Source organism: Oharaeibacter diazotrophicus, from assembly GCF_004362745.1.
Classification (GTDB): Bacteria; Pseudomonadota; Alphaproteobacteria; order Rhizobiales; family Pleomorphomonadaceae; genus Oharaeibacter; species Oharaeibacter diazotrophicus.
In genome coordinates, this window is sequence record NZ_SNXY01000009.1 from 188,836 (window position 1) to 213,915 (window position 25,080).

Here is a 25,080-nt window from a genome sequence, read left to right on the forward strand (position 1 = left end):
GTCCAGGTGAACGCTTGCGTGGTTAACATTCGGTTTACGAATTGGGCCGCATTGTCGCGAAAGTCCGCCGACGCGCGGATTCCCTCGAATTCGGCACCCTCCGGTCCCATGGTCATGGCCCCGCTCCCCTTCTCCGACGGCGTCCTCGAGCTCGCCCGCTCCGGAGGCCCGAACCGGATGCGCGCGCTCCTGAAGGCGGCGACCGAGCTCTACGTGTCGGAGGTCCACCACGGCCGGACCGAGGCGGCGATGTACGAGGAGCTGGCTCTCCAGCTGATCAGGACCACCCCGGTCGAGGACCGCCGCGCCGTGGCGGTGATGCTGATCCACCAGGAGGACACCCCGGTCGCGGTGCTGCGGGCGCTGCTCGCCGACGAGATCGCTGTGGCCGAGCCGCTGATCGCGGAGTGCCCGACGCTCACCGACGCCGACCTCCTCGGCGTGATCGCCACCGGCTCCGACGACCACCTAGCCGCCGTAGCGGCACGGCCGCACCTGTCGCCGGCCGTGGTCGAGGCGCTGGTGCGCAACCTGCCGGACCAACACCTGCCGGTGCTGCTCGCCAACGTCACCGTCGAGATCCCGCAGCCGCTGCTGCCGCTGGTGCTCGACCGCGCCCGCGGCCGGCCGGCGGTCGCCCGCGCGGTCGCCCGCCGCGAGCGCGACGTCGAGGACACCGACCTCGTCGACCTCTTCCTCGACCTCGACGACAAGGGCCGCCGCCGCGTCGTCCAGGCCATGGAGATCCTGGCGCTGCGCGAATTCGCGGCCAAGCGCCCGCTGCCGCGCACCCCGGTGCCCGATCCCGCCAAGGTGCAGGACCTCGCCCGCGCCGCGCTGTCGCGCAACCAGGGCCTCGTCGCCGACGGCCTCGCCGCGCTGGTCGGCCTCGACCGCGCCACCGCCCGCCGCCTCGTCGACGATCCCGGCGGCGAGCCGCTGGCGCTGACGCTGCGCGCCGCCGGCATCGACGGGCCGACCGCGGTCCGGATCATCCTGTTCTCCGGCGGCCAGGACGTGCGCGACTATTTCGAGGTCAAGCGGCTGGTCGAACTCTACGAGACAGTGTCGCTCCGCTCCGCGATGGCGTTGGTCGGGCGCTGGCGCACCGAGGCCGAGCGCGACGCCATCCGGCCCCGCCACCTGCCGCAGACCGAGGCCGGCACGCCGGTCCGTGCCAACGCACCGACCGCCCGGCCGCAGCCGGGCTTCGCCGAGCTGCCGGGCCTTCGCCGCGAGCGCGGCTGAGGCGGAGCGCCGCCTCGGCCCGCCCCGGGCGCCCGGTCAACCGATGCTGCCGTCGGGCAGCCGCAGCTTCAGCGCCGTGCCGTTCATGCAGTAGCGCAGGCCCGTCGGCCGCGGCCCGTCCGGGAAGACGTGGCCGAGGTGGCCGCCGCAGCGGGCGCAGTGCACCTCGACCCGGCGCATTGCCAACTTGTTGTCCTCGGACAGGCCGACGACCTCTTCCGCCAGGGGCTGCCAGAACGACGGCCAGCCCGAACCGCTGTCGTATTTGGTCGCGGCGTCGAACAGCGCCTCGCCGCAGGCGGCGCAGAGATAGGTGCCGGGGCGGTGGTCGTCCCAGTAGGGGCCGGTGAAGGCACGCTCGGTGCCGTGGCCGCGCATCACCCGATACTGCTCGGGCGTCAGCGTCTCCCGCCACTCCCGGTCCGACATCGTCTCGGGCGCCGGGTTCTCGTTCTCGGCCATCGCCGATCTCCTCTTGGAGCATATTGAATCTGGAGCGATTTCTAATCGACCTGATCATTCCATCAGGTCGGAAAGCGCTCTAGAGCACGATGCGGTCGGCCTCGCCGACCAGCGTGTCGACGATGCGATCGAGATCGCCGAACACCCGGCGATATGTGTCGGCGCCGGCCGTGCGCAAGCGGTCGACCTCCGCAGGCGTGAAGGATCGAAGCAGTTCGGGGATGCGGTCGACGGCGTCGTGGTGGACGGAGACCGAGAAGGATGGCCAGTCGACGCTGCGGTCGAACGGCAGCACCCAGCCGTCGGAGAGGATCACCGGGATCGAGCCGCGCGCCATCACCTCGAGCAGGCGGTAGGAGAACAGCGCATCGCCGCGCGGCACGAAGGAGAACACCGAGCGGTCGATCAGCTCCTCGTAGGAGGCGTCGGTGCGGCCGGCGACCGCGTCGATGCGGCCGACGTGGTTGGCCGGGTCGATCAGCCGGACCCGGATGTCGCGGCCGTCGTCGATCGCCGCGAGGGCCCGGCGCACCGGGTGCGAGGCGGCGCCCTGGAACGAGGCGAGCAGCGTCCGCTCGCCGCCGCCGCTTCCCGGCTTCACGATCGGCAGCGCCGGCATCGAGATCGTGCGCGGGTTGGCGGCGCGCTCGAAGGCGGCGAGCGAGCCGTCGGCGACGATCACGTTGGCGAAGGGCTTGAACAGCATCGGGAGGCGGACGAAGGGGTGCATGTTGACCACCAGCACCCGCCGGTCCGGCCGCGCCCGCGCCGCCGCCGCCACCTGGTTCAGATACTCGACCAACGGGCTGCCGGCGCGAAATTCCGGGGGATCGCCGCGCAGATACGCGCTGGCGCGGGCGCCGTAGCGCGGCCAGTTGGTCTCCTGGGCCGTGTCCTCGGCCGGCAGCACCAGAGCGGCGCCGTCGCCGTCGCGGAACCAGGAGTGCCGGCGCACCGCCTCGCACAGGCGGTCGTGGAACACCGTCCGCGGGATGGCCGGGTTCGGCAGGATGAAGCCCACGGACCGCATGGTCTGTCTCCGGAAGATCGCCCGTCGCCGCCGCGGCACCACGACGACTCCAGCAATTGTCGCATCGACGTTAACAGATTCGGCCACCCTGCTTCGCGATCGATCGCCGCGTTAACCCTTCGTTTTCCTCGTCCCGGCACCTTCGATCCGGTGTGGGTACGAGGGGGGCCAATGGATTTCGCGACGATCATCGGCATCGCCGGCGCCTTCGGCGTGGTCGGTTGGGCCATTTCCATGGGTGGCAGCTTCGACGCCTTCGTCGACATGCCCTCGATCGCCATCGTGTTCGGCGGGGGCATCGCCGCCACCATCATCCGCTTCTCGCTCGCCGGCGTGGTGTCCGCCTTCGCGCTCGGCTCCAAGACGGCCTTCGGCGGCGCCGGCCCGAACCCGCGCGGCATGATCGAGGAGATCTGCGAGATCGCCGACATCGCCCGTCGCCAGGGCCCGCTCGGGCTCGAGGCGGTCAAGCCGTCGCATCCCTACCTCGCCAAGGCCGTGCAGATGGTCACCGACGGCTACGCGATCGACTTCATGCGCGAGGCGCTCGAGAAGGAGCGCGACCTCGCCCTCGAACGCCTCGAGGAGGGCGCGCGCATCTACAAGGCGCTCGGCGACAGCGGCCCGGCCTTCGGCATGATCGGCACGCTGGTCGGCCTCGTGCAGATGCTGCAGCAGATGGACGATCCCTCCAAGATCGGCCCGGCCATGGCGGTCGCGCTCCTGACGACGCTCTACGGCGCACTGCTCTCCAACATCATCTGCCTGCCGATCTTCGAGAAGCTCAACGCCAAGGCCAAGGTCGAGGACGTCAACCTGACCCTGATCCTCGACGGCATGCTGCAGGTGCGCCAGAACGTCAGCCCCAACCTCGTGCGCGAGGTGCTGAAGTCCTACCTGCCGAGCCAGCACCGCGAGGCCCTCGACCAGCAGAAGGCGGCCTGAGGTGGCACGTCGCGCCAAGGGCGGGGGCGGTGGCGGCGCCCCCGAATGGCTGGTCACCTTCGCCGACCTGATGTCGCTGCTGGTGTGCTTCTTCGTGCTGATCATCTCGTTCTCGAACCAGGACGAGAAGAAACTGTCGGTGGTCGCCGGCTCGATGCGCGAGGCCTTCGGCGCCCAGTCCGTGGTCAAGCGCTCCGGCCTGATCGAACTCGACGGCCGGCCGGAGAACCCGTACTTTCGCCGCGTCACCCGGGACGAGAACCAGCGCGACACCAGCTTCGCCACCGAGGCGCACGACGCCCGTCCGAAGCAGGGGCCGGAAGTCGACACCCACGACATCGCCCGCCGCGACCTCGACGTCGACGTCCGCGACCGCTACCTGATGGCCGCGGCCTCGCTGCGTCAGGCGCTGGCGGATCTGCCCGAGGTCGCCGAACTCACCAAGAACGTCGTGATGCACACCGACGAGCGCGGCCTGCACATCGAACTCGTCGACCAGGACGGCCGCGCGATGTTCGCGACCAATTCGAGGGAACCGCATCGCAGGACCGAGCGAATCTTGCAGGCGATCGCGCCGGTGCTTCGCGGATTGGCGAATCGGGTTACCATCACCGGGCATACGACCCATGCCCGGATCGCGCCGGGCCTGGAATACTCGAACTGGGAGCTGTCGGCCGATCGTGCCGAGAGCGTCCGCCGCGTCCTCGAGAGGAGCGGTCTGCAGAGCGACCGGATCGCGGCCGTGGTCGGCAAGGCCGACACCGAGCCGCTGTTCGTCAACGACCGGACGCTGTCCGCGAACAGGAGGGTGACCCTGCTCTTGATGCACGAACCGCCCCCGATGCCGGCGAACATCGGCCCGTGACGGTCTCCGCGCGCCCACGCCTCGGACAGCGCCGATGACGGACGTCGACGTCGGCGCCCCCGTGCTCCTCCTGCTCGCCGCGCCGTTCCTCGGCGCCGCCCTGGCGCGCCCCGCCGTCGCCGCGGGGAACCCGGGCGTGCTCGCACTGGCGGCGATCCCGGCGGCCCTGTTCGCCTATTTCGCGAGCCTCGTCGGGGTCGTCGCCGACGGCGGCCGGCTCCACGCCGGCGTCGACTGGCTGCCCGGCTTCGGCGTGCGCTTCTCGATCCTGATCGACGGGCTGTCGCTGCTGTTTTCGCTGCTGATCACCGGCATCGGCACGCTGATCGTGGTCTACGCCGGCGCCTACATGCACGGCCATGCCGGCGCCGCCCGGCTGATCGCCTGCCTGATGCTGTTCATGGGGGCGATGCTCGGGCTGGTGCTGGCCGACGACGCCCTCACCCTGTTCGTGTTCTGGGAGGGGACGTCGATCACCTCCTTCCTGCTGATCGGCTTCGACCGTGGCCGGATGCGCGCCCGCCGCGCCGCGCTGCAGGCTCTGGTGATCACCGGCGCCGGCGGCCTCGCGCTCCTGGCGGCGCTGCTGCTCGCCGGCGGCGTGGTCGGCGAGCGCTCGCTGAGCGCGATCGCGGCCGGCGGCACAGCGATCGGCGCCTCCCCGCTCGCGACCACCATCTTCGCGCTGGTCGCGCTCGCCGCCTTCACCAAGTCGGCGCAGGTGCCGTTCCACGTCTGGCTGCCGAACGCCATGGAGGCGCCGACGCCGGTGTCGGCCTATCTCCACTCGGCCACCATGGTGAAGGCCGGCGTCTACCTGCTGATGCGGCTCCACCCCGCGCTCGGCGACCTCGCGGCCTGGACGCCGACGCTGACCACCGCCGGCGGGCTCACCCTCGTCACCGGCGCCGTGCTGGCGCTGAGGCAGCACGACCTCAAGCTGATGCTGGCGCAGACAACCGTCGCCTCGCTCGGCCTCCTGGTCCTGCTGCTCGGCGTCGGCACCGAGGGCGCGATCCGCGGCGCGGTCGCCTATCTCCTCGCCCACGCCCTCTTCAAGGGCGCCCTGTTCATGATCGCCGGCGGCATCGACCACGCCGCCGGTACGCGCGACGTCCGCCGCCTCGGCGGCCTCGCCAAGGTCATGCCCGTCACCTTCGCCGCCGCGCTGGTCGCCGCCGTGTCGATGGCCGGCCTGCCGCCGATGCTCGGCTTCCCGACCAAGGAGGTGCTCTACGCCGGGCTGGTCGACGCCGCAGCGGCCGGTCCGCTCGTGGTCGCCGTCGTCGGCAACGCCGCGATGTTCGCGATCGCCTTCGCGGTCGCGCTGACGCCGTTCCGCGGCCCCGCGGTGCCGCTGCCGTCCGACCATCCGCACGAGAACGGCGCCGGCCTCCTCGCCGGCCCGGTCGTACTCGGTCTCGCCGGCCTCGCCGCCGCCCTCCTCGCCCACGACACCGGCGCGCAACTGCTCGCTCCGGCCGCGACCGCGATCGCCGGCCGGCCGCTCGACGTCGCGCTCCACCTCGTGCCCGAGCACCTCGATCCGGCGCTGGGGCTGTCGGCCCTCACGATCGCACTCGGCGTCGGCGCCTATCTGACGCTCGCCCGCCTGCGCGCCGCCGTCGACGCTGCCGTCACGGGCGTCGGCTGGGGTCCGGACGCCGGCTTCGACCAGCTGGTCGGCGGCGCGACCCGCCTCGCCCACGCGGTGCTCGGCGCGGTGCAGTCGGGCCGGCTCGAGACCTACATGACCACCGTGGTGGCCGCGCTCGCGGTCGCGCTGCTCGCGCCCATGATCGCCTACGGCGAACTGCCCGCGTGGCCCGCCTTCGCCATGCCGCGCCTGCACGAGGCGGCGATCCTCGCGATCGCCTTGGTCGGCCTCGCCGCGGTGCTGCGCGCCCCGAACCGGCTGACGGCGATCGTCTCGCTCGGCATCCAGGGCTTCTCGGTGGCGGTGCTGTTCATGCTCTACGGCGCGCCCGACCTCTCCTTCACCCAGTTCATGGTCGAGACGCTGTCGGTGGTGATCCTGGCGCTCGTGATGACGCGGCTGTCGCTCGGCGAGCGCGATCCGAGGCCGCCGGCGCAGATGCTGCTCGACGGCGGCTTCGCGGTGCTGGTCGGCACCGGCTTCGCGCTGCTCCTGATGTCGGCGACGCAGGTGCCGTTCGACCGCCGCCTGACCGACTTCTACGAGGCGGCGAGCCGCACGGTCGCCCACGGCCGCAACATCGTGAACGTGATCATCGTCGACTTCCGCGGCCTCGACACCCTCGGCGAGATCGCGGTGGTGATGATCACCGGCCTCGCGATCCTGGCGCTGGTCCGGGTCAAGGCGCGCGCGCCGATCGTCCCCGATCCGGAGAAACGGCCGTGAACACGATCATCTTCCGCACCGCGGCCCCGGCGATCACGGCGCTCACCCTGGTCTTCGCCGTGTTCGTCACGCTGCGCGGCCACAACGAACCCGGCGGCGGCTTCATCGGCGGGCTGATCGCGGCCTCCGGCCTCGCGCTGCTCGGCCTCTCCCACGGCGTGCCGGCGGTGGAGCGGCTCCTCCACCTGCACCCGATGTCCTTCGCGGGGTTCGGCCTCCTGCTCTCCGCGCTGTCCGGCCTGCTGTCGCTGCCGCTCGGCCGGCCGCTGATGACGTCGCAATGGGCGTTTCCCAAGCTGTTCGGCGTCGAGGTGGCGCTGTCGACGCCGATGGTGTTCGACATCGGCGTGTTCTTCGTCGTCGCCGGCGCCATGACCTCGATCGCGCTCGCGCTCGAGCGGCGGGAGGGCGGCGTCTGATGGAGCCGCTGTTCGCCATCCTGGTCGGGGCGTTCTACGCGGCGGCAGTCTACCTGCTCCTGTCGCGCAAGATCGTCCGCATCCTGATCGGCGTCGCCCTGCTCGGCAACGCGGTCAACCTCACCCTGTTCGTGGCCGGCCGGCTCACCCGCGAGGCCGCGCCGCTGATCGCGCCCGACGCCGACGTTCCCGCCGGGCCGGTCGCCAACGCGCTGCCGCAGGCGCTGATCCTGACCGCCATCGTGATCTCCTTCTCCTTCTTCGCCTTCTTGCTGGTGCTGGCCTTCCGCGCCTACCAGGACCTCGGCACCGACGACGTCGACGCCATGCGCGTCGCCGAGCCGGTCGGCCCCGGTCGGCCGCCGGAGGGCTATTGATGGCCGCGGGCGCGATCGATCCCGCCGTCGCCGCCAACGTGGTCACGGCCCCGGCCGGACTCGGCGACTGGCTGGTGGTGCTGCCGCTGGTGATCCCCGTGATCACCGGTGCCGTGCTGGTGATGCTGCGCCACCACACCCGCCACCATTCCGCGATCTCGGCGGTCGGGCTGCTCGCCCTGTTCGCGGCCGACGTCGCGCTCCTCGTGAAGGTGGTGGGCGGCGGCCCCGCGGTGATGGCCATGGGCGCGTGGCGTCCACCGTTCGGCATCGCCTTCGCCGCCGACGTGCTCGGCACCACCTTCGCCACCGTGGCGGCCGCCGTCGCGCTCGCGGTGGCGGTCTGGTCGGGGCCGACGGTGAACACCCACGAGCGGCGCTACGGCTTCCACCCGTTCCTGATGCTCCTGATGACCGGCGTCACCGGCGCCTTCCTGACCGGCGACATCTTCAACCTCTACGTCTGGTTCGAGGTGCTGCTGATTTCGTCCTTCGGCCTGATGGTGCTCGGCTCGGAGAAGGCGCAGATCGACGCGACGGTGAAATACGGCCTGCTCAACCTGATGGCGACCACGGTGTTCCTGATCGCCACCGGCCTGCTCTACGCCACCGTCGGCACGCTCAACATGGCCGACATCGCCGTCCGGATCCATGCCCTGCCGCCGGGGGCGCCGATCGTCACCATCGCCACGCTCTACCTGCTGGCCTTCGGCATGAAGGCCGCCGGCTTCCCGCTGCAGGTCTGGCTGCCGGCGAGCTACCACACCCCGCCGGCGGGGGTGTCGGCCCTGTTCGCGGCGATGCTGACCAAGGTCGGCGTCTACGCCCTCCTGAAGACGCTGGTGCTGATCCTGCCGGCCGAGGGCCGCGCCCTGTCCGACGTCACCGTCTTCGTCGCCGGGGCGACCATCGCGGTCGGTGCCGTCGGCGCCCTCGCCGAGAGCGACCTGCGTCGCATCTGCGGCCATCTGGTGATCGCCGGCATCGGCAACATGCTGATCGGCGTCGCGATCGCCGATCAGGCCTCGATCACCGGCGCGGTGTTCTACGCGGTCCATTCGATGCTGGTGATGGCCGGGCTCTATCTCGCCGCCGGCGTCGTCGAGGAGATCGCCGGCAGCGGCGACCTGCGCCGCGCCGGTGGCATCGCCGCCTTCGACCCGGCCTTCGCCACCGTGTTCCTGGTGCTGGCCGCCGCCGCCGCCGGCCTGCCGCCTTTCTCCGGCTTCTGGCCGAAGGCGATGCTGTTCGAGGCCGCCGCCGCGGCCGGCGCGCCGGGCCTCGCGACGCTGGTGCTGGTGTCGAGCCTCGTGATCCTCACCGCCCTCGGCCGCGTCGTGCTGCAGGTGCTCTGGCGCGGCGGACCCGAGGGCACGCCCGACGGCGCGACCGACCTCCGCCGCCTGACGCCGCTGCCGACCGACGAGCGGGCGTCGCGGCTGGTGCCGGTCGGCCTCCTCGCCGCGCTGTCGGTGCTGATCGGGCTGATGCCTGCGCCGGTGCACGACCTCGCCGCGGCGGCCGCCCGGGGTCTCCTCGATCCCGCCGCCTACGCCGCCCGGGTGCTCGGAGGCGCGCCGTGACCCGCTTCGCCCTCGCCCTCGCCTTCACCGTCGCCTGGGCCATGGTGTCCGGCTCCTTCGCCGTGCCGAACCTGTTGTTCGGCGCCCTGCTCGCCGCGGCGGCGCTCTACCTGATCCGCGACGCGCGCGGGTCCGACCGGCTGCGGATCCGGCCGCTGCCGCTGCTCGCGCTGACCGGCGTGTTCCTGGTCGAACTTCTGAAGTCCGGCCTCAAGGTCGCCGCCACCGTGCTCCGGCGCGACATGGGCCTCCAGCCCGGCATCGTCGCCTATCCGCTCGCGGTGACGCGCGACTTCGAGATCACCCTGCTCGCCAACCTGATCACCCTCACGCCCGGCACCCTGTCGGTCGACGTCTCGGACGACCGCCGCCTGCTCTACGTCCACTGCATCGACGCCGCCGATCCCGCGGCCGTGGTCGCCGACATCCGCAACGCCTTCGAGCGGCGCATCATGGAGGCGTTCCGATGAGCGGCGCGGCTTTCCTCGACCTCGCTGCCGGCGTCGCGCTGGTGGCGATGGCGGCCGCCCTGATCCTGGTCGCCGCCCGCATCGTGCTCGGGCCGACGCTGCCCGATCGGGTCGTCGCGCTCGACCTCCTGGTCGGCATCGTGATCGGCCTGATCGCGGCGGTGGCGCTGAAGACCGGCGTCTACGCCTATCTCGACGTGGCGATCGCGCTCGGCCTCGTCGGCTTCCTGTCGACGGTCGCTTTCGCCCGCTTCATCCTGACGCGCGGCCGCTCCGGCGACGCCGCGCCGACGCTGCCGGACAGCGACACCGGAGAGGACGCGCGATGACCGACGCCGCAGGCTATCTCGCCGGCCTCGCCCTGCTGGTCGGCGCCGGCTTCGCCCTGGTCGGGGCGATCGGCGTGCTGCGCTTTCCCGACGCGCTGACGCGGATGCACGCGGCCTCCAAGGCCGGCGCGCTCGGCTCGGGATTCTGCCTCGCCGCCGTCGCCCTGCACGGCGGCGCCTTCGACGTCGCGACCCGGGCGATCGCGGCCATCGTGTTCTTCCTGGTGACAGCGCCGATCTCGGCGCATCTCGTCGCGCGGGCGACGCTGAAGGCGGGCTATCCCGCCATTCTCGGCCACGATGCAATGGCGACGAACAGGGAGGATTTCCCCGCAAACGAACCGTCCCCCGGCGAAGACAAAGCCGGCGGGTGATTCGCAGTTCGCCCGCCCGCGGCCACGGGCGGCAAGATTGATCGCCGCCACAGTCTTCGTTCGCCTGCCGATGAACCTGACGCGATCCGCGCAGCGCCACCCGCCGAAGTCATGGAATGGCGATCGACTGCGGAATCTTCGCGTCCGACCGGGATGTGGCTTGTGTTCTTGGGCGAAGAGGGCTATTGGAAAGCAACGTTCCTGAAGGGATCCGTTCACTGTTCCGATCAACGCGAACATGCGCGAGTGCCGGGCAGAGCATCCGGTAATCGTTCACGTCGCGAATTCGAGCGGGCCCGTAGTTCGTTCACGACCGTCACCAGGGGACCTGCTGGACCATGAGCGATATCGAAGACAACTCTACGACGATCGAACTCGCCGCGCATATCGTGGCCGCCTACGTGGGCAACAACTCGGTTCCCGCCGCGGATCTTCCGAACCTGATCTTCGACGTCGTCGGCGCCCTCAACCGCGTCCAGGGTGGCCCGGTCGAGTCCGAGCCGGAGCCGGTCAAGCCCGCCGTGCCGGTGAAGAAGTCGGTCACGCCCGACTACATCATCTGCCTGGAAGACGGCAAGAAGTTCAAGTCGCTGAAGCGCCACCTGCGCACGCACTACAACATGTCGCCGGAAGAGTATCGCGAGAAGTGGAACCTTCCGCCGGATTACCCGATGGTGGCCCCCAACTACGCCCAGGCGCGCTCCGAGCTCGCCAAGAAGATGGGCCTCGGCCAGCAGCGCCGCCGCGGCCGCTGACCGTCTCCGGCACGGACGAGAGAGTTCACGAGGGGCGCGGGTTTCCGCGCCCCTCTCGCTTTTCCAGCGCCGTCAGATGCGCCCGTTCGGCGCGGTAGGCCTGGACCAGGGCGAGGTGGCGGTCGAGGCTGTAGCTCCAGTGGCCGGCCCGGCCGCGGCCGCGTTCGCCGCGCAGGGCCCGGGCGAGCAGGCGGCACAGGCGCCGGGTCCGCGCCGGGCCGTCGGGGCCGAGGTCGTCCGGACCGACCGGCAGCAGCCGCGGCAGGATCTCGGCGCGGCGGTAGCGGGCGACGCCCTCGGCGACGATGGCCGCGACGGCGGTGCGGCTGGCGGCGGGGCCGCGCGGATCGGTGTCGTGAGGCAAGGGGCGGGCTCCGGGACGGCGAGGGTCAGGCGGAGCGTAGACCGGCCGAAGCACCCCGAGGACAACTTACGGTAAGCACCGCCTCCGATCGTCCGCAGTAGAAACAACCGCTCCCGTAACGTTAATCCGGAGGAAGCAACTAAAAGTTATCCCCGGCCCGACCCTCTCGTGTTGTCCTGATAGGCATAAATTCCTATCACCAGCGAGGGGGTTCCCGATGTACAGTTGCAGTCCCACCTGCGAGGCGTCGCGCCGTCCGAGCCGGGCGGTTCCCACCCCGCCGGACCTCGAGATCGCGGCGACGGTGCTCGAGCAGATCGTGCTGCGCGCCTTCGCCGTCGAGGCCGACACGTTGCGCGGCCGGCGCCGTGGCCGGGCCCGCGTCGCCTTCGCCCGTCAGGTCGCGATCTACGTGCTGCACGTCCGCCTCGGGCTGTCGCTGACGCGGGCGGCGCGGCTGTTCGGCCGCGACCGCACCACCGCCGCCCACGCCTGCCGCGTCGTCGAGGACCGCCGCGACGCCGCGCGCATCGACGCCGTCGTCGCCACCGTCGAGGCGGCCGTCGAGCAGTGGATGGCGGCGCGCGCCGGCGCGGCCGCCGCCGTGGAGGTGATGCAGTGAGCGCCGCCGCCCCGCGCCGCCCGGCGCCCCGCCGCGACGCCGCCCCCGGGGACGACGTCGACCCGGCCTCCGAACTCCCCGGCTTCGACGCCGCCGAGAGCCCGCTCGGCTGGCTGCGCAGCCGGCGCGACCGCGACGGCGCCAGCCTGATCGGCGACGCCGAGTTCGTCGCCGGCGAGCGGTTCCGCCGCGACTACACCATCGGCGGCCTGATCGCGCGCACCACCATGAACTGGGACGCCCTCGGCGGGCCGGCGGAGCGACGGCGTGGCGGCGCCGGCGGCGCGCTCGTCGTCGGCGAGGCCGCGATGGCGGCGCGCGACCGGGTCGCCGCCGCGGTCGCCGCGGTCGGGCCGGAATTCGCCTCGCTGCTGATCGACGTCTGCTGTCACCTCAAGGGGCTCGGCGACATCGAGCGCGACCGCGCCTGGCCGGCGCGCTCGGGCAAGGTGGTGCTGCGTCTCGCGCTCGCCGCCCTCGCCCGCCACTACGGCCTCTCCGACCGCGCCGTCGGTGCGGACCGGGCCCGCACCCGCTCCTGGGGCGCGCCGGACTACAAGCCGCGGGCGTGACCCCTCACCCCGCCGCCGCCGCCTCGCGGCGGATGCGGTCGACCATCGAGCGCAGGCCGTTGGAGCGCTGGGCGGTGAGATGGCCCTTCAGATCCAGTTCGTCGAAGATCGCCTCGGGGTCGCCGGCGAGGATCTCGCGCGCCGGGCGGCCGGAATAGGCCGCCTCCAGGATGGCGATCAGCCCGCGGACGATGAAGGCGTCGCTGTCGCCGACGAACACCAGCCGCGGCTCGCCGTCCGCGCGCTCGATCCTCGTCGACAGCCAGACCTGGCTGGCGCAGCCGCGCACCTTGTTGGCGTCGGTGCGCGCCTCCTCCGGGAACGGCGGCAGCGCCCGGCCGAGCTCGATCACGTAGCTCATCCGGTCGTCCCAGTCGTCCAGGAAGGCGAAGTTGTCGCGGATCTCGTCAAGGGTCGCGGCCACGGCTGTCCTCCGTCGGGACCCGCGATATAGACCGTTCCCCCGCACGAAAAAAGACCGCCCGGGCTCCTCGCTCGGGCGGTCGAGTGACCCTTCCGGGCCCGCGGATGGGCGGGCGCGGCGGGGCAGGGAAGACGGGGCACGGGTTCCGGGCGACGGGCGCCGCCGGATGAGGTCAGGCGTTGCCGGCGTGACCGCCGGCCGGACCGCGCCACTCTGGGGTGAGGTCGGACGGGGTCAGGGTCCCCCGGTCGACCTGCGCCGGCTGCGACGTGCCGGCGAGCTGCTCGTCGATGAATTCGGAGACGATGCGGGCGCCGGTGCGCGCCTTCAGGGCGAAGGTGGTGGCGACGCGGCCGCCGACTTCGCAGGTCTGCGGGTTGCGGGCGCAGAAGCCGCCGACGTCGGCGAGGGTCTCCTGGGCGGCGCCGACGGCCTCGAAGGCGCCGATGGTCTCGAGCCGGGCCTCGCGGGCCTCGCTCGCGGCCTCCTGGTCGACCGGGATCAGCATGATCACGACGCCGAGCCAGAACGCGGTCCTGATCAGAAACATCATGGCGAACACCCTGCCGTCCCGGTCGCCGCCGGACGATCACCGTCCGTCCGGTCCGGCATCGGAAGCGTTTCCGCTCGCCCGATGCCGTCGGCGACCTGCCGATGGGAAAGTCCTAGCAGAGCCCCGTTGCGGTCCGTTTGATCCGATCGCTCAAAACTCGATCGTATTTCTCTAAAATTGTAAGCAACGCTCGCCGCGCGGCCTCGCAACGATCGAATTTCCCTTGCCGACGTGTACTTGGCACTGCTTGGCGGCATCGGGGCGGTTTGGTTACGAAGGCTTAACCGTGAATTCGATCGATCGGCCCGATCGGGCGGTTCGAGCCTTCGAACCGCCTTTCCCGCCCCGGTGCGGGCCGGCCCATCAACACTCCATAAACAGGGCCGTGGCACCGTCGGACCAACAGCGGGAAGCGGTCCAACCGCCGGCTTGGGAAAGCGTCTTTGCGTATCCGAGACATCACAGCGGGACTGGAGCGTGCGCTCGATCCGTTCGTCGACGGATCGGTCGGTGCCGATCCGCAGGCCGCGGCGAGCCACCGCGCCTTCATCGGCGCGCATCTCGTCTCGGGCTTCCTCGCCCTCGCGCTGATCCCGCTCTGCCTCGTGCTCGGCGGCGGCCTCGCCGTCTTCGCCGCGACCGCGCTGTCGATCCTCGGCCTCGAGGTGCTGGTCGCTCTGGCGGTGTCGCGCAGCGGCGACCTCTCGCGCGGCTACGTGCTCTCGGCCGCCGTCCTCACCGTGCTGGTCGCCTGGGTCGCGCTGCACACCGGCGGCCTCACCTCCTTCGCCGCGGTCTGGTTCGCCGTCGCCCCGATCGAGGCGACGCTGTCGCGCCGGCGCGGCGTCATCCTCTCGGCCGCCGGCATCGGCGCCGCCGGCCTGCTCGCCGTCGCCACCGCCGACGGGCTCGGCCTGATCGCGGCGCCGCTGGCGCTGCCGGGCGGCCCCGCCCTGATGAACGGCCTCGCCGGCATCGTCGCGCTCGGCTACGCCGCCGGGATCGCGACCCGGGTCGAGGCCCAGCATCGTCTCGACGAGCGTCGCGTGCTCGACGGCGAGGGGCGCTACCGCCTGCTCGCCGACACCATGACCGACGTCGTCACCTGCCACGGTGCCGACGGCGACGTCGCCTTCGCCTCGCCGGCGGCCGAGCGCCTGCTCGGCGTCCGGCCGAGCCGGCTCGGCGGCGACGGCCTGTTCCGCCGCGTCCACGTCGCCGACCGTCCCGCCTACCTGACCGCCCTCTCCGACGCGATCCACAAGGGCACCGGCGCCGCCGAGTTCCGGATCCGCCGCGGCGAGGACGGGGAGGCCGAGAGCTGGCTGTGGGTCGAGGCGCGCATGCGCCGCACCGCGGACGCGGTGGTCGCCGGCGGCGTCGTCGTCGCGGTCACCCGCGACATCGGCGAGCGCAAGACCCAGGAGATCGAGCTCGTCAAGGCGCGCGCCGACGCCGAGGCCGCCAGCTTCGCCAAGACCCGCTTCCTCGCCAACATGAGCCACGAGCTGCGCACGCCGCTGAACGCCATCATCGGCTTCTCCGACATCCTCGTGCAGGAGATCTTCGGCAAGCTCGAATACGAGCGCCACGCCGAATACGCCCGCCTGATCAAGGATTCCGGCGAGCACCTGCTGCAGGTCGTCAACGACATCCTCGACATGTCGAAGATCGAGGCCGGCTCGTTCGACGTCACGCCCGAGCCGTTCGAGCTCGCCCCCGTGATCGAGCGCTGCCGCCAGCTGATGGCGCCGCAAGCCGAGAACCGCGGCCTCGTGCTCGACACCGACATCGAAGCCGGTCTGCCCGAGCTCTGCGCCGATCCGCGCGCCTGCCGGCAGATCCTGCTCAACCTCGTCTCCAACGCGGTCAAGTTCACCGACCGCGGCGGCCGCGTCGTCGTCGGCGCCCGTCGCGATGGCAGCCGCATCGCGCTGTTCGTCAAGGACGACGGCATCGGCATCGCGCCGGAGGACCTGCCGCGGCTCGGCAATCCCTTCGTCCAGGCCGACAGCGGCTACGACCGTCGCCACGAGGGCACCGGCCTCGGCCTCTCCGTGGTCAAGGGCCTCGCCGCGCTGCACGGCGGCAGCCTCGCGATCGATTCGCGCCTCGGGGCCGGCACCACCGTGACCGTGACGCTGCCGATCGGCAGCGACCGCGAACCCGCCCAGCTGGCGCCGCGCGCCGGTCGGCGCACCGACGCCACCGCGCCGACGCGCCAGGCGATGAGGGCCTGACGCCATGCCGCGACGCGACCTCGACCTCGAACCACCCCCGCGCTCGATCGCCCGCAGTGCCGCCGGCGTGCTGTTCGCCAACCCGACCTCGACCGCCGGCGGCCTCGTCATGACCGCGATGGCGATCGCGATCATGACCAATGCGCTGGCGCTGCAGTCCGGCCCGCATCCCGCGCCGCTGTTCCTCGGCACCCGGCCGGTCGCGGCCGCCGCCGAGCCGGCGGCCGAACCGCGCGAGCCCTTCAACCTGCGCGACCGCGCCATGGTCGCCGACATCCAGCTCGCCCTGAAGGCGCGCGGCTACTACGGCGGCGACGTCGACGGCCTGCCCGGCCCGATGACCAGCACCGCGATCGCGGCCTACGAGAAGGCCTCCGGCCTGCCGGCCACCGGCGCGCCGACGGCCGAGCTGCTCGAGGTGCTGCGCGGCGGCGCCCGGGACGCTGCGGCGCCCGACGCGCCCGAATCCCTCGACGCCGACGAGCCCGCCGCCACCGGATCCGTACCGTTGCCGCGGCCCTCGCCGCGCCGCCACGCCGCCGCCGACCCGGTCGCGCCCGAGCCGCTGCCGGCCGCCCCCGCCGCGCCGGCCGCGATCCCCCTCCCCGCGGAGGCCGCCACGCCGGCGGTGATCCCGGTTCGCGCAACCGCCGAACCGCCGGCTCCGGCCCCTGCCGCGCGCCCGCGGATCGACGCCGCCGCCGAGGCGACCGAGCCGACCCCGCTCGCGCCCGTGCGCGCCGTCGCCGTCGAGCCGGTCCGTGCCGACGCCGAGGACGTGCCCGCCGCCACCGCCGCGATCGGCCGCACCGAGCCCGCCGTGCCGGCGCCGACCCCCTCCCCGGCCGCCTCCGACCCGCGGCTCGCCAAGATCCAGGAGGCGCTCGACCTGCTCGGCTACGGCCCGCTCAAGGCCGACGGCGTGATGACGGTGGCGACGCGCGATTCGATTCGCCGCTTCGAGGAGAGCCGCAACCTGCCGCCGACCGGCTCGATCAACGAGCGGTTCCTGCGCGAACTGGTGCGCATCGGCGGCCTGTCGGCGCGCTGAGCCTTCCGCCCGGCGCCGCGGCGCGCTACGGGTGCCCGTCACCGACGAGGCCGAGCCATGGCGCGCATCACCTCCGACTTCTTCGTCTCCGCCTACGTCCGCCGCCGCAACGACGCCGGCCGCTTCACCGCCGTGGTCCGACGCGGGGCGGCCGAGGCCGGGGCGATCTTCGTCAAGGTCGCCCGGCTCGACGGCACCGCCGATCTCTACGGCCCGGCGCCGCAGGCGCTGTTCGAGATCGACGACCCCGCCGTCGCCGGCGGCCGCCTGTTCGAGCGCCTGGCCGCCGCCGCCCCCGAACCCGACGTCGACGCCCGCCTTTCCCGCGAACGCGGCTTCGACCCGGACTGCTGGATCGTCGAGACCGAGGACCGCGCCGGCGTCGCCGACCTGGACGTGGTCGAGGGGTGAGCGCCGCGGCGTCGTGGACGGCCGGCAACCGCATGGTTGCCCACGGCGCCGCCGGCGTCTAACTCAGGGTCCAACGCAATGATCGATCGGAGAGCCCGATGAGCGCCGAAGCCCCCCGCGCGGACAAGCGCCCGGTCACCAGCGAGCACCACGGCGTCACGCTGGTCGACGACTACGCGTGGCTGCGCGCCGACAATTGGCAGGAGGTCATCCGCGATCCCGCCGTTCTGCCGGCCGACATCCGCGCCCATCTCGAGGCCGAGAACGCCTGGTGCGACGCCGCCATGGCCGACACCGTCGACCTCCAGGCCCGCCTCGTCGCCGAGATGCGCGGGCGCATCAAGGAGGACGACAGCTCGGTGCCGGCGCCGCACGGGCCCTACGCCTACGGCTCGCGCTATCTCGAGGGCGCGCAATATCCCCGCTTCGTCCGCAGCTTGCGCGACGGCGGACCGGAAGAGGTGCTGCTCGACGGCGACGCGCTCGCCACCGGCAAGGCCTATTTCCACCTCGGCGGCGTCAGCCACAGCCCGGACCACCGGCTGCTCGCCTGGAGCCTGGACGACAAGGGCTCGGAGTTCCACGTCGTCCGCGTCAAAGACCTCGACAGCGGCGCCGACCTTGCCGACGAGGTGCCGAACACCGCCGGCGGCGTCGCCTGGGCGGCCGACGGCAAGTCGTTCCTCTACACTTGGCTGAACGACAACCATCGCTCCGAGAAGGTGTTCCGCCATGTGATCGGCACACCGGCCGAGGCGGACGTCCTCGTCTACCGCGAGCCCGATCCGGGCTTCTTCACCGGCGTCGGCAAGACCCAGTCCGGCCGCTTCCTGGTGATCGAGAGCCACGACCACGAGACCTCGGAGATCCGCGTCGTCCCGGCCGCCGATCCCGCCGCCGAGCCGCGCCTCGTCGCCGCCCGCGAGAGCGAGGTCGAGTATTCGATCGAGGACGACGGCGCCGACCGCTTCTACATACTCACCAACGCCGACGGCGCCGAGGACTTCAAGATCGTCGCCGCCCCGGTCGAGGCGCCGGGCCGCGAGAACTGGGTCGACGTGGTCGCCCACGAACCCGGCCGGCTGATCCTGACCATGATCGTCTACCGCGGCCGGATGGTCCGGCTGGAGCGCAAGGACGGCCTGCCCCGGATCGTGATCCGCGAGCTGTCCTCGGGGGCCGAGCACGCCATCGCCTTCCCCGAGGAGGCCTATTCGCTCGGCCTCGTCGGCGGCTACGAGTTCGACACCACCGTCACCCGCTTCAGCTATTCCTCGCCGACCACGCCGGCGCAGGTCTACGACTACGACATGGCGACCCGCGAGCGCTTCCTGCGCAAGACCCAGGAGGTGCCGTCCGGCCACGAGCCGTCGGACTACGTCACCCGGCGCATCTTCGCCCCGGCCGCCGACGGCGCCAAGGTGCCGGTGACGATCCTCCACCACCGCGACACCGCCGTGGACGGCAGCGCGCCGCTGCTGCTCTACGGCTACGGCGCCTACGGCATCGCCATGCCCGCGGGCTTCTCCACCAAGGTGCTGTCGCTGGTCGACCGCGGCTTCGTCTACGCCATCGCCCACGTCCGCGGCGGCACCGACAAGGGCCACCGCTGGTACAAGGACGGCAAGCGCGAGAAGAAGACCAACACCTTCACCGACTTCGTCGCCGCCGCCGAACACCTCGTCGCCGAGCGCTACACCGCCCGCGGCCGGATCGTCGCGCAGGGCGGCTCGGCCGGCGGCATGCTGATGGGCGCAGTCGCCAACATGGCGCCGGATCTCTTCGCCGGCATCCTGGCGGTGGTGCCCTTCGTCGACGTGCTCAACACCATGCTCGACGACACCCTGCCGCTGACCCCGCCCGAGTGGCCGGAGTGGGGCAACCCGATCGAGAGCGCCGAGGACTTCGCCCGCATCCGCTCCTACAGCCCCTACGACAACGTCGCCGCCGAGGCCTATCCGCCGATCCTCGCCATGGCCGGCCTCACCGATCCCCGGGTCACCTATTGGGAGCCGGCGAAGTGGGTGGCGAAGCTGCGCGAGCTGTCCACGGGGGATGCCCTCCTCCTCCTGCGCACCAACATGGACGCCGGCCACGGCGGCGCTTCCGGTCGCTTCGACGGCCTCAAGGAGGACGCCCTCGAGTACGCCTTCGCGCTGAAGGTGACCGGCAAGGCGTGACGGGACGGCCGGTTGTCGGATGGTTGACGAAAGGTTGACGGAACGCGTCGGTTTCGTACGTCGCGGTAAAGCCTCCCTTCGGGCGGGGGGCGTATTCTTCCCGAGGTTCCGCCCCGCCGGGGCGGGCCTCGCGGGAGCATGGCGATGTCCTCGATCTCGAGCAGCACCGGCGCCGGCGCGCGGCCGACCTATCAGCGCCCCGTGCGCGACGACACCAGGACGGAGGCCCGGCAGGCCGAGGAGCGCGGCCGCGCCGAATCCACCCGGGCCGAACGGACGGAGACGGTCCGGGCCGAGGCCGAGAGCCGCGCCGCGGACGACCGCCGCCGCGAGGAGGCGCCAAAGGTCGAGAGCACCCCGCGCACCCCGGGATCGGGCGTGCAGCTGACCAACGACATGCTGGTGTTCCTGCAGAGCGGCTGATCGCTTCTCCCCTGATCCGGACCCGCGGTCGCGGCGTAACGGTCGGCGAAAACATCGCCGGAGCCGCCATGCTGGACCGCCGTCAATTCACCACGCTCGCCCTCGCCACGCTGGTGGCCGCACCCGCGCGAGCCGCCACGGAGCCTTTGATCCTGGAGGACTTCTTCACCGGCCGGACGCGGGGCCGGGGGCGCTTCGTCTCCGACCTCCTCGGAATCGTCCGCGGAATCAACGTCCTGACCGAGGGCCGGTTCGAGGACGGATCCTTCGTCCTGGTCGAGCACGTCGCCTACGACGACGGCATGCACGAGCAGGCGATCTGGCGTTTCGTGCGCTCCGGCGAGGGCCGCTGGGACGGCCGGCGCACCGGCGTGGACGGCATCGTTCCGGTGCGCACCGAGGACGGCGCGGTCAGGATGGGCTATGTCGCCGAGGTCAGGTCCGGCGGCGCCGGCGGCGGGCGCAAGCTCCGCTTCGAGGACACCCTCCGCCGGATCGACGCGCACACCGTTGTAAATACCGCGGACGTCACCTTCGCGGGTCTCCTCGTCGGAAAGGTCGAGATCACGTTCCGGCGATGAGGTCGCTTTCGCGATCGCGAAGGATCCCGCGCGGTCGTCTCGGCGTTGCCCGCTCGGACGCGACCCTCTAAGGTCCCGCCGTCGCGGCTCGCCCTTCCGGGCATCCGTCGCCTCCCGATCTTGACCGAGGAGACTTCCATGGCCTTCGAACTGCCCGAACTCCCCTACGCCCACGACGCGCTCGGCCCCTACATGTCGCGCGAGACGCTGGAGTATCACCACGACAAGCACCACCTCGCCTACGTGAACAACGGCAACAATCTGCTGAAGGGCACGGAGTGGGAGAACGCTTCGCTCGAAGAGATCGTCAAGGGTTCCTTCGGCAAGAACGCCGGCCTGTTCAACAACGCCGGCCAGCACTACAACCACCTCCACTTCTGGAAGTGGATGAAGCCGAACGGCGGCGGCGCGATTCCCGGTGAACTCGCCAAGAAGATCGACGAGGATCTCGGCGGTCTCGACAAATTCCGCGCCGACTTCATCCAGGCCGGCGTGACGCAGTTCGGCTCGGGCTGGGCCTGGCTGGCGCTGAAGGACGGCAAGCTGGTCGTCACCAAGACCGCGAACGGCGAGAATCCGCTGGTCCACGGCGGCACGCCGCTGCTCGGCGTCGACGTGTGGGAGCACTCCTACTACATCGACTACCGAAACCTGCGCCCGAAGTACCTCGAGGCCTTCTTCGACAACCTCGTGAACTGGGACTACGTCGCCGAGCTCTACGCCGCGGCGGTCTGATCGGAACGCGCATTCCGGAGCAATCCTCGGGAATTGTGCTTACGATATGTTAAGGGCGATGCGGGAATCCTACTCCGGTTGGAGGCGATTCCCGTGTCGCGAGTTCTCCCCTATTCCGATCGCTCGATCGTGGTGGTCGACGACAACAGGAAGTTCCTGGCGATCGTCGGCGCCATGCTGCGCGAGTTCGGCTTCCAGTGGATCCACGAGTTCGAGGATCCCCGGGAGGCCTTCCTGTTCTGCACGCGCGCCCACGTCGACTGCATCGTCACCGACCTCGTGATGCGGCCGGTCGACGGCTTCCAATTCGCCGACAAGGTCCGCCACGCCGACGTCGTCGTGAACCGCGTCGTACCGATCATCCTCGCCACCGGGGCGGGGGAACGGAAGCTGATCCTGTCGGCGATCTCGCACGGCATCGACGAGGTGCTGGTCAAGCCTTTCAGCGCGGTGCAGCTGCGCGAGCGCCTGGTCGCCGTGTTCGAGCGCCCGCGGGTCTACATCAAGACGCCCACGGGCTATTTCGGCCCGGACCGCCGCCGCCGCAACGACCCGCGCTACCACGGTCCGGAGAGGCGGGTGAAGAACGAGGCCATCGTCGTCGACGAGACGATGCTGAAGGCCATGCGGGCCGAGACGCGCCGGAAATACGGCAAGGTGCGGCCGAGCCCGCTCGAGCCCGAGGTGGTCGAGCCCGTGCTGGTCGGCCCGATCACCACGATCCCGGTCAGCGTGATCACCGACAAGAACGGCAAGAAGACGGTGGTGCGCGTGCCGACGCCGATGCGCGAGGAGATCGCCGCCGCGGCCGCCCCGGCTGCCGTGCCGCCGGCGCCCCCGGCACCGCCTGCTGTTCCGGCGCCCGCCCCCGCGGCGGCGCCGGTCGCGGCCCCCGCTCCGGTCCGCTCGGCGCCGCCGGCCGCTGCGCCGCCGCCGTTCGCCGCGCCGCGGCTGCCCGCGGCCGCCAAGCCCGCCGAGACGAAGGCGCCGGAACGGTCGGCGCCGAAGCGCCCCCCGGCCGGCGAGGCGGACTTCCACTTCCTCGATCTCTGAGATCTCGCCCGCGACGTCCCGACCGCTCGGGACTTCGCATCGTCGCACGGCCACGCTGGCGGAACCCGTCCCGGTCAGACCTCAGCCGTGGGCGAAGTCCCAGTAGAGCTCGCGGGCGCGCATGGTGACCGGCCCGGGCTGGAGGTGGCGGTCCTCGAAGCGGATCACCGGCATCACCTTGGAATAGTTGCCGGACGAGAAGATCTCGTCGGCGTCGAGGAGATCGGCCGGCTTCAGGATGGTCTCGTGGACCGTGTAGCCGTCGCGGCGCAGCAGGTCGGCGACTCGGCTGCGGGTGATGCCGGCGAGGAAGGTGCCGTTGGCGGCGGGCGTGGCGACCACGCCGTCCTTGACGACGAAGACGTTGGCGGTGGCGAATTCGGCGACGTTGCCGAGCATGTCGCAGACCAGGGCGTTCTCGAAGCCCTTGGCCTTGGCCTCGAGCAGGGCGCGGCCGTTGTTGGGGTAGAGGCAGCCGGCCTTGGCGTCGAGCGGGGCGGTCTCCGGCAGCGGCCGGCGGAAGCGCGTCGTCGTCGCGGAGAAACCCGTCGGCTCCGGCATCGGCGCCTCGTAGAGCGTCAGGCAGAAGCGGGTCGATTCGGGCAGCGGCGGCACCGACATGAAGCCGCCCTCCTCCGCCCAGTAGGTCGGGCGGACGTAGAGAGCGGTCGCCCCGTCGAAGCGCGCGAAGCCGTCGCGGGCGATCTCGGCGATCGCTTCGGGCGCCATGGTCGGCTTCAGGCCGAGCGCCTCGGCGCTGCGGTTGACGCGGCGGCAGTGGAGGTCGAGGTCGGGGGCGACGCCCTCGAAGAAGCGGGCGCCGTCGAACACGGTGGAGCCGAGCCAGAAGGCGTGGGTGCGCGGCCCCCAGATCGGCACGTTGCCCTCGTGCCAGTCGCCGTCCAGCCACGTCCACGTCTTCGTCCACGCCGTCATGATCGTTCCCAAGCAACCGGATTGCGCACCCGGCGGCAGGGAACGCCCCGGCCGCCGGCTTGTCAACCGAACGGGCCGGCGGGCGCGACCGGAGGTCCTGGTTGCGGTGCAACGAAAGTCGGATAGTCTCTCGGCGCGGGCGCCGGAGCAGGTCGGCGGACCCGCCCCGGGAATGCGGTCATGGCCTTCGCCACCTATGTTTTCGACGCCTACGGAACGCTGTTCGACGTCCATGCCGCGGTGCGGCGCCACGCGGCGGCCCTCGGCCCCGACGCGCAGCGGCTGTCCGACCTGTGGCGCGCCAAGCAGCTCGAATATTCCTGGGTGCGGACGCTGGCCGGCACCTACCGCGATTTCTGGCGCCTGACCGAGGACGCGCTCGACACCGCCTTCGCCGCCTTCCCCTCGGCCGACCGCCGCTTCCGCGACGATCTGCTCGACGCCTACCGCGGGCTCGACTGCTATCCGGAGGTGCCCGAGCTCCTGAAGCGGCTGAAGGCGGAGGGCGCGCGCATCGCCATCCTCTCCAACGGCTCGCCGCGCATGCTCGACACAGCGGTGCGGGCGGCCGGTCTGGACACCTCGATCGACGACGTGTTCTCGGTCGACCAGATCCGGATCTACAAGCCGGATCCGCGGGTCTACGAGATCGTGACGCTGGCCTACCGCGTGTTCCCGGACGCGATCTCGTTCCAGTCGTCGAACCGCTGGGACGTCGCCGGTGCGGCGCGCTTCGGCTTCCGCGCCGTGTGGATCAACCGCGCCGGCGCCGTCGACGAATACCCCGACATGCGCCCGGCGGCGGTGCTGAAGGATCTCTCCGGCCTGCCCGACCTGCCCTGAGCAGGTCCGACCGGCACCGCGTCAGGGCCAGACCTTGCCGCGGTGCGGGCTGAGGGCGGTGCAGACCAGCCAGTGCATCACGCAGGGCCGGCGCTCTTGGATGGTGACCCAGCGCCAGACGTCGGGCAGCTTGCGCAGGAACGGCACCGCGTTGGGATCGCGGGCGCCGCTGTAGACGATGTCGATGCGGTGGCTGGTCTGGAGCGCCTGGATCAGGCTCGACGTCGTGGTCGCGTCGATGAAGTCGTGGCACTCGACGATCACGTCGGAGGTCGCCAGCGCCTGGATCGCGACCGGGTCGGTGAACAGCGTCTTCTCGAAGCCCTCGCAGTCCGAGATCACCAAGAGGCGGCGGTGCTCCGCGGCGAGACGAGCGAGCTCCGCCGCGTCGCAGAGGCCGCGGCCGAACACGCGGTCGCCGATGCCGTTTGCGTCGGCGGCGAGGCCGAGGATGCGGACCGCCTCGGGGTTGGTGTCGTAGCCGTAGACCGGGGTGCCCGGCGCGAGCAGGCCGGCGCCGATGGCGTGGAAGCCCTCGGCACAGCCGATGTCGACGATCGCGCCGTAGCGTCCCTCGAGGAAGCGCGCCACCACCTCCTGGACCTCGATCTCGTAGCTGCCGATCAGCTTGGCCGGAATGTCGCCCGTGGCCCAGGAGCGCTCGCGCAGCAGCCGCATGCCGCGGTAGGGCCCGGCGTGGACGACCATGCCGGTTTCGGCGCAGACGAAATCTTCGAGGCGATTCAGGATGTCCAGGGTGGACTGGGTCGTCGACATGGGTCACCGGCAGGGAGCGGACCCGAATCGGTCCGCGGCCGGCACGGTACCATTTCCCGCCCGGCTGTTACTTCG

Annotated in this window: 29 protein-coding genes; 22 read left to right on the forward strand and 7 right to left on the reverse strand. The window is 71.6% G+C overall.

The features are described 5' to 3' along the window. Nucleotides 1-114 precede the first annotated feature (114 nt). The gene (locus EDD54_RS15900; protein WP_165644834.1) at nt 115-1,248 is read left to right on the forward strand and encodes a DUF2336 domain-containing protein; all 1,134 of its coding nucleotides are present in this window, start codon (nt 115-117) and stop codon (nt 1,246-1,248) included. A 36-nt stretch (nt 1,249-1,284) separates the two neighbouring features. Here EDD54_RS15900 and msrB read toward each other — a convergent pair whose 3' ends face one another. Continuing rightward, nucleotides 1,285-1,710: a peptide-methionine (R)-S-oxide reductase MsrB gene (msrB, locus tag EDD54_RS15905; RefSeq protein ID WP_126538015.1), complete on the reverse strand. Its 426-nt coding sequence runs from the start codon at nt 1,708-1,710 to the stop codon at nt 1,285-1,287. A 79-nt stretch (nt 1,711-1,789) separates the two neighbouring features. Next, a complete protein-coding gene (locus EDD54_RS15910; RefSeq protein ID WP_126538017.1) occupies nt 1,790-2,740 on the reverse strand; it encodes an exostosin domain-containing protein in 951 nt (316 codons plus the stop codon). Nucleotides 2,741-2,911: 171 nt separating this feature from the next. Between EDD54_RS15910 and EDD54_RS15915 the strand changes: the two genes are divergently transcribed. From EDD54_RS15915 to EDD54_RS15960, 10 genes are all read left to right on the forward strand, one after another. After that, on the forward strand, nt 2,912-3,685 hold the full coding sequence (locus EDD54_RS15915; protein ID WP_126538019.1) for a motility protein A: 774 nt from the start codon (nt 2,912-2,914) through the stop codon (nt 3,683-3,685). A 1-nt stretch (nt 3,686) separates the two neighbouring features. Then, entirely contained in the window at nt 3,687-4,550 is an 864-nt protein-coding gene (locus EDD54_RS15920) for a flagellar motor protein MotB (RefSeq protein WP_126538021.1), read from the forward strand. A gap of 34 nt (nt 4,551-4,584) precedes the next feature. Continuing rightward, nucleotides 4,585-6,933: a hydrogen gas-evolving membrane-bound hydrogenase subunit E gene (gene mbhE / locus EDD54_RS15925; protein ID WP_126538023.1), complete on the forward strand. Its 2,349-nt coding sequence runs from the start codon at nt 4,585-4,587 to the stop codon at nt 6,931-6,933. Next, nucleotides 6,930-7,352, forward strand: a complete 423-nt coding sequence (locus EDD54_RS15930) for an MnhB domain-containing protein (protein WP_126538025.1) — start codon at nt 6,930-6,932, stop codon at nt 7,350-7,352. The genes mbhE and EDD54_RS15930 overlap by 4 nt, the downstream gene beginning before the upstream one ends. After that, on the forward strand, nt 7,352-7,729 hold the full coding sequence (locus EDD54_RS15935; RefSeq protein WP_126538027.1) for a Na+/H+ antiporter subunit C: 378 nt from the start codon (nt 7,352-7,354) through the stop codon (nt 7,727-7,729). The genes EDD54_RS15930 and EDD54_RS15935 overlap by 1 nt, the downstream gene beginning before the upstream one ends. Further along, entirely contained in the window at nt 7,729-9,312 is a 1,584-nt protein-coding gene (locus EDD54_RS15940; protein WP_126538029.1) for a Na+/H+ antiporter subunit D, read from the forward strand. The genes EDD54_RS15935 and EDD54_RS15940 overlap by 1 nt, the downstream gene beginning before the upstream one ends. Beyond that, a complete protein-coding gene (locus EDD54_RS15945) occupies nt 9,309-9,782 on the forward strand; it encodes a Na+/H+ antiporter subunit E (protein WP_281010183.1) in 474 nt (157 codons plus the stop codon). The genes EDD54_RS15940 and EDD54_RS15945 overlap by 4 nt, the downstream gene beginning before the upstream one ends. Continuing rightward, on the forward strand, nt 9,779-10,111 hold the full coding sequence (locus tag EDD54_RS15950) for a cation:proton antiporter (RefSeq protein ID WP_126538031.1): 333 nt from the start codon (nt 9,779-9,781) through the stop codon (nt 10,109-10,111). The genes EDD54_RS15945 and EDD54_RS15950 overlap by 4 nt, the downstream gene beginning before the upstream one ends. Continuing rightward, on the forward strand, nt 10,108-10,485 hold the full coding sequence (mnhG, locus tag EDD54_RS15955) for a monovalent cation/H(+) antiporter subunit G (protein ID WP_126538033.1): 378 nt from the start codon (nt 10,108-10,110) through the stop codon (nt 10,483-10,485). The genes EDD54_RS15950 and mnhG overlap by 4 nt, the downstream gene beginning before the upstream one ends. Nucleotides 10,486-10,823: 338 nt before the next feature. Continuing rightward, nucleotides 10,824-11,240 carry a Ros/MucR family transcriptional regulator gene (locus EDD54_RS15960; protein WP_126538035.1) on the forward strand — a complete coding sequence of 139 codons (417 nt, stop codon included), beginning with the start codon at nt 10,824-10,826 and terminating at the stop codon, nt 11,238-11,240. A gap of 25 nt (nt 11,241-11,265) precedes the next feature. Here the strand turns inward: EDD54_RS15960 and EDD54_RS15965 are convergent, their stop codons facing one another. Beyond that, entirely contained in the window at nt 11,266-11,505 is a 240-nt protein-coding gene (locus tag EDD54_RS15965) for a hypothetical protein (RefSeq protein WP_342636608.1), read from the reverse strand. A 316-nt stretch (nt 11,506-11,821) separates the two neighbouring features. Here EDD54_RS15965 and EDD54_RS15970 point away from each other — a divergent pair, with 316 nt between their 5' ends. Continuing rightward, nucleotides 11,822-12,226, forward strand: a complete 405-nt coding sequence (locus EDD54_RS15970; protein ID WP_126538037.1) for a helix-turn-helix domain-containing protein — start codon at nt 11,822-11,824, stop codon at nt 12,224-12,226. Beyond that, complete coding sequence (locus tag EDD54_RS15975) at nt 12,223-12,798, forward strand: DUF6456 domain-containing protein (RefSeq protein ID WP_208112223.1); 576 nt, start codon at nt 12,223-12,225, stop codon at nt 12,796-12,798. The genes EDD54_RS15970 and EDD54_RS15975 overlap by 4 nt, the downstream gene beginning before the upstream one ends. 4 nt (nt 12,799-12,802) lie before the next feature. On the opposite strand, the gene EDD54_RS15980 is transcribed toward EDD54_RS15975, so the two are convergent. Both EDD54_RS15980 and EDD54_RS15985 read right to left on the reverse strand, forming a co-directional pair. Next, the gene (locus EDD54_RS15980; RefSeq protein WP_126538040.1) at nt 12,803-13,222 is read right to left on the reverse strand and encodes a SufE family protein; all 420 of its coding nucleotides are present in this window, start codon (nt 13,220-13,222) and stop codon (nt 12,803-12,805) included. Nucleotides 13,223-13,394: 172 nt separating this feature from the next. After that, complete coding sequence (locus EDD54_RS15985) at nt 13,395-13,775, reverse strand: DUF5330 domain-containing protein (protein WP_126538041.1); 381 nt, start codon at nt 13,773-13,775, stop codon at nt 13,395-13,397. Nucleotides 13,776-14,218: 443 nt separating this feature from the next. Between EDD54_RS15985 and EDD54_RS15990 the strand changes: the two genes are divergently transcribed. The 8 genes from EDD54_RS15990 (at nt 14,219) to EDD54_RS16025 (ending at nt 22,449) form a co-directional block, all read left to right on the forward strand. Further along, nucleotides 14,219-16,015, forward strand: coding sequence for an ATP-binding protein (locus EDD54_RS15990; RefSeq protein ID WP_126538043.1), 1,797 nt, complete (start codon nt 14,219-14,221; stop codon nt 16,013-16,015). 4 nt (nt 16,016-16,019) lie between these two features. Further along, complete coding sequence (locus EDD54_RS23685; RefSeq protein ID WP_126538045.1) at nt 16,020-17,066, forward strand: peptidoglycan-binding domain-containing protein; 1,047 nt, start codon at nt 16,020-16,022, stop codon at nt 17,064-17,066. 57 nt (nt 17,067-17,123) lie between these two features. Further along, entirely contained in the window at nt 17,124-17,477 is a 354-nt protein-coding gene (locus EDD54_RS16000; RefSeq protein ID WP_126538047.1) for a DUF1491 family protein, read from the forward strand. 98 nt (nt 17,478-17,575) lie between these two features. Next, the gene (locus EDD54_RS16005; protein ID WP_126538049.1) at nt 17,576-19,657 is read left to right on the forward strand and encodes a S9 family peptidase; all 2,082 of its coding nucleotides are present in this window, start codon (nt 17,576-17,578) and stop codon (nt 19,655-19,657) included. 144 nt (nt 19,658-19,801) lie between these two features. After that, nucleotides 19,802-20,080: a hypothetical protein gene (locus tag EDD54_RS16010; protein ID WP_126538051.1), complete on the forward strand. Its 279-nt coding sequence runs from the start codon at nt 19,802-19,804 to the stop codon at nt 20,078-20,080. Between the two features lie 68 nt (nt 20,081-20,148). Next, nucleotides 20,149-20,661 (forward strand): DUF3833 family protein, encoded by a 513-nt coding sequence (locus EDD54_RS16015; protein ID WP_126538053.1) that lies wholly within the window; start codon nt 20,149-20,151, stop codon nt 20,659-20,661. A gap of 138 nt (nt 20,662-20,799) precedes the next feature. Then, nucleotides 20,800-21,396 carry a superoxide dismutase gene (locus EDD54_RS16020; RefSeq protein WP_126538055.1) on the forward strand — a complete coding sequence of 199 codons (597 nt, stop codon included), beginning with the start codon at nt 20,800-20,802 and terminating at the stop codon, nt 21,394-21,396. Between the two features lie 93 nt (nt 21,397-21,489). Beyond that, nucleotides 21,490-22,449 (forward strand): response regulator, encoded by a 960-nt coding sequence (locus tag EDD54_RS16025; protein WP_166653460.1) that lies wholly within the window; start codon nt 21,490-21,492, stop codon nt 22,447-22,449. A gap of 81 nt (nt 22,450-22,530) precedes the next feature. Here EDD54_RS16025 and EDD54_RS16030 read toward each other — a convergent pair whose 3' ends face one another. Then, nucleotides 22,531-23,385: a branched-chain amino acid aminotransferase gene (locus EDD54_RS16030; RefSeq protein ID WP_126538059.1), complete on the reverse strand. Its 855-nt coding sequence runs from the start codon at nt 23,383-23,385 to the stop codon at nt 22,531-22,533. A gap of 180 nt (nt 23,386-23,565) precedes the next feature. On the opposite strand from EDD54_RS16030, the gene EDD54_RS16035 reads away from it, so the two are divergent. Further along, nucleotides 23,566-24,228, forward strand: coding sequence for a haloacid dehalogenase type II (locus tag EDD54_RS16035; protein ID WP_126538061.1), 663 nt, complete (start codon nt 23,566-23,568; stop codon nt 24,226-24,228). Between the two features lie 21 nt (nt 24,229-24,249). Here the strand turns inward: EDD54_RS16035 and EDD54_RS16040 are convergent, their stop codons facing one another. After that, nucleotides 24,250-25,005, reverse strand: coding sequence for a class I SAM-dependent methyltransferase (locus EDD54_RS16040; protein WP_126538063.1), 756 nt, complete (start codon nt 25,003-25,005; stop codon nt 24,250-24,252). Between the last annotated feature and the right edge of the window lie 75 nt (nt 25,006-25,080).